At 45.9% G+C, this 2586-nt stretch carries 2 protein-coding genes; one reads left to right on the top strand and one right to left on the bottom strand.

The genetic code is table 11. The features are described from left to right. Positions 1-248 precede the first annotated feature (248 nt). A complete protein-coding gene (locus B3182_RS15555) occupies positions 249-1676 on the top strand; it encodes an NAD(P)/FAD-dependent oxidoreductase (protein WP_292753441.1) in 1428 nt (475 codons plus the stop codon). On the opposite strand, the gene chrA is transcribed toward B3182_RS15555, so the two are convergent. Then, positions 1653-2586 (bottom strand): chromate efflux transporter (chrA, locus tag B3182_RS15550; protein WP_292753438.1); only part of this gene is annotated, 934 nt, incomplete at its 5' end. The genes B3182_RS15555 and chrA overlap by 24 nt on opposite strands.

The raw sequence follows: 2586 nt of genomic DNA, 5'->3' as shown, positions 1-2586 counted from the left end.
GTGGTCAGTTCTCTATGGAGTTCCTGCACTACTTGCCATGCCCACGTAACGTGGCAGAAGAGGTTATTAAAGAAGTTAAAGAACGTGAAGCTGCTGCGAAAAAATAAGCAGTCTACTAAAAGTTCTATTGAGAAAGGGGCGTTTATCGCCCCTTTTTTTTGGCCAAAAATTGACCTTAACTCAGGTTAGCCCAGTATTGAAAGAACTAGTCTATGCTGAGCTTTCTTTACAATGGACAAGGCTGAAAAATGGACCTGAAAAGCGGGTATCCCTACTGGGCGATTAGAAATGGATTGATGCGAATCTTTCCGGCTCAGGATCAGGATATTGACTGTGATGTAGCAGTTATTGGCGGTGGTATAACCGGAGCTTTGATTGCTGACGATCTCAGTTCAAATGGATATGCCGTGGCGGTTATCGAACAACGGGATATTGGCTGGGGCAGCACTGCTGCCAGTACCGCTATGCTGCAATACGAAATTGATACTCATCTGACTGAGCTTGCAGAATTGTATGGCGAAGTGGATGCATTAAAAGCTTATCGGGCATGTGCAGAGGCAATTAATGGCCTTAAAAAACTTGCTGAGACTGTCGGTGATGTCGATTTTGAAATGCAGGAAAGTCTGTATTATGCCAGTCGCAGTCGTGATAAAAAATCCCTAAAAGCTGAATTTCTGTTACGACAAAAACATGGATTTGATGTTGAATGGTTGGAATCAGACGCGATAAAAAAATTGTATGGTTTTAAATCATCCGGGGCCATCCTTAGCAAACTGGCTGCTCGAGTTGACCCTTATCGACTGGCGCATAAACTTCTGGACAGGCTGAAAAGTAGTGGCCATCACGTTTATGACCGAACCGAAATAAAAGATTTGAAGCCTTCTGATAAACAGGTTGTTTTAACGACAACGTCTGGATTTAAAATTGTTTGTAAACACGTGGTAATAGCAACGGGTTATGCCAGTCAGAAATTACTGAAACAAAATGTAGCTTCAAATCGCAGTAGTTATGCCTTTATCACTGATCCGATAGCCCCTGAGTTACTGGCCGAATTAAATAGAACCATGATGTGGGAATCCGCCAGGCCTTATCTGTATATGCGAACTACCGGTGATGGACGTTTACTGGTCGGTGGCGAAGATGATGCTATTGATATCCCGGCAAAACGGGATAAACGGGTAGATAAAAAAGCCCATACTCTGTCCAAGAAAGNNATTATCACCGACCCGATAGATCCCGAGTTACTGGGCGAATTAAATAAAACCATGATGTGGGAATCCACCAGACCGTATCTTTATATGCGAACTACTGGCGATGGTCGTTTGTTGGTCGGTGGGGAAGATGATGATATTGATATCCCGGCAAAACGGGATAAACGTGTCGATAAAAAAGCCCAGACTCTGGCCAAGAAAGTCGAAAAATTGTTTCCCAAACTACCAATGAACCCGACATTTTCCTGGGCGGGTACCTTCGCTGAAACGGAAGATGGCTTGCCATTTTTTGGTGCTCATCCCCAATATGGTGAACGTGTGCAGTTTGCCATGGCCTATGGTGGAAACGGTATTACCTACAGCATGATTGGTGCTGGCTTGTTAAGAGCGAATATCGAACAGCGCGAACACCCGTTAGCGGAGCTGTTTTCTTTCTCCAGATTAGACCAAAGCAACAACGATTGATGCACTGACACAGAACAATACAGTCCATAATGCCGAACGTTTCAGCACGAAAATAATTAAAAAGCCGCCGAGCGCAATCAGTAAATCCAGCCAATGATTTACGCCTTCAGTGAAAATCGGATCGTATAAAGCAGCGGCCAGTAAACCGACTACAGCTGCGTTAATGCCGGCAACAACGGCACCTGCATTGGGCAGATGAGCAAGTTGCTGCCACAGCGGTAATATCGCCAGCAATAATAAAAACCCCGGAACAAAAATGGCGAGGGTAGCCAGTAGGGCATTCCAGGCCGAGGGCAATTGAGTGGGGATTTCAGCGCCGAGATAGGTTGCCAGCGTAAACATCGGGCCAGGAACGGCCTGAGCGGCACCATAACCGGTTAAAAACTGATCGGTGGTGAGCCAACCAGTGGCAACGGTCTGTTGTTCGAGCAACGGCAACACAACATGGCCACCACCAAATACCAATGCGCCGGCCTGATAGAAGCCAGCCAGCATATTAGTGGTATTAAGCTCACTGCCTGCAAAAAGACTGAGAATAAGCAGCAACATAAACACACTGAATAATATCCACGCGGTTTGTTTGCCATAATTGACCGGGAATCTAAAATCCGCTGAAAGTTGTTGCTGGCGACATAAAAACCAGCCTGCCAGTCCACCCAGGATAATCACTGCAATTTGCATAATCGCCAGATTGAAAATCAACAGTAAGGCAAAACTGAACAGTGCTATCAAGATACGTTGCCAGTCCGGCGTCAGTTTCTGAGCCATACTGATAACGGCATGAGCGACCACCGCAACCGCCACCAGTTTTAGACCATCAATAATAGCCATGCCGATAGCATTGTCCAGCTGATGAGCAATGGCGGCAAAAGCAAACAGCAGTAATGCAGAAGGCAGGGTAAACGCGATA

Origin of the sequence: Methylophaga sp. UBA4204 (assembly GCF_002379485.1) — a bacterium.
GTDB lineage: Bacteria > Pseudomonadota > Gammaproteobacteria > Nitrosococcales > Methylophagaceae > Methylophaga.
Note: the sequence above shows the minus strand (reverse complement) of the source record. Positions and strands in the feature narration are given on the sequence as shown.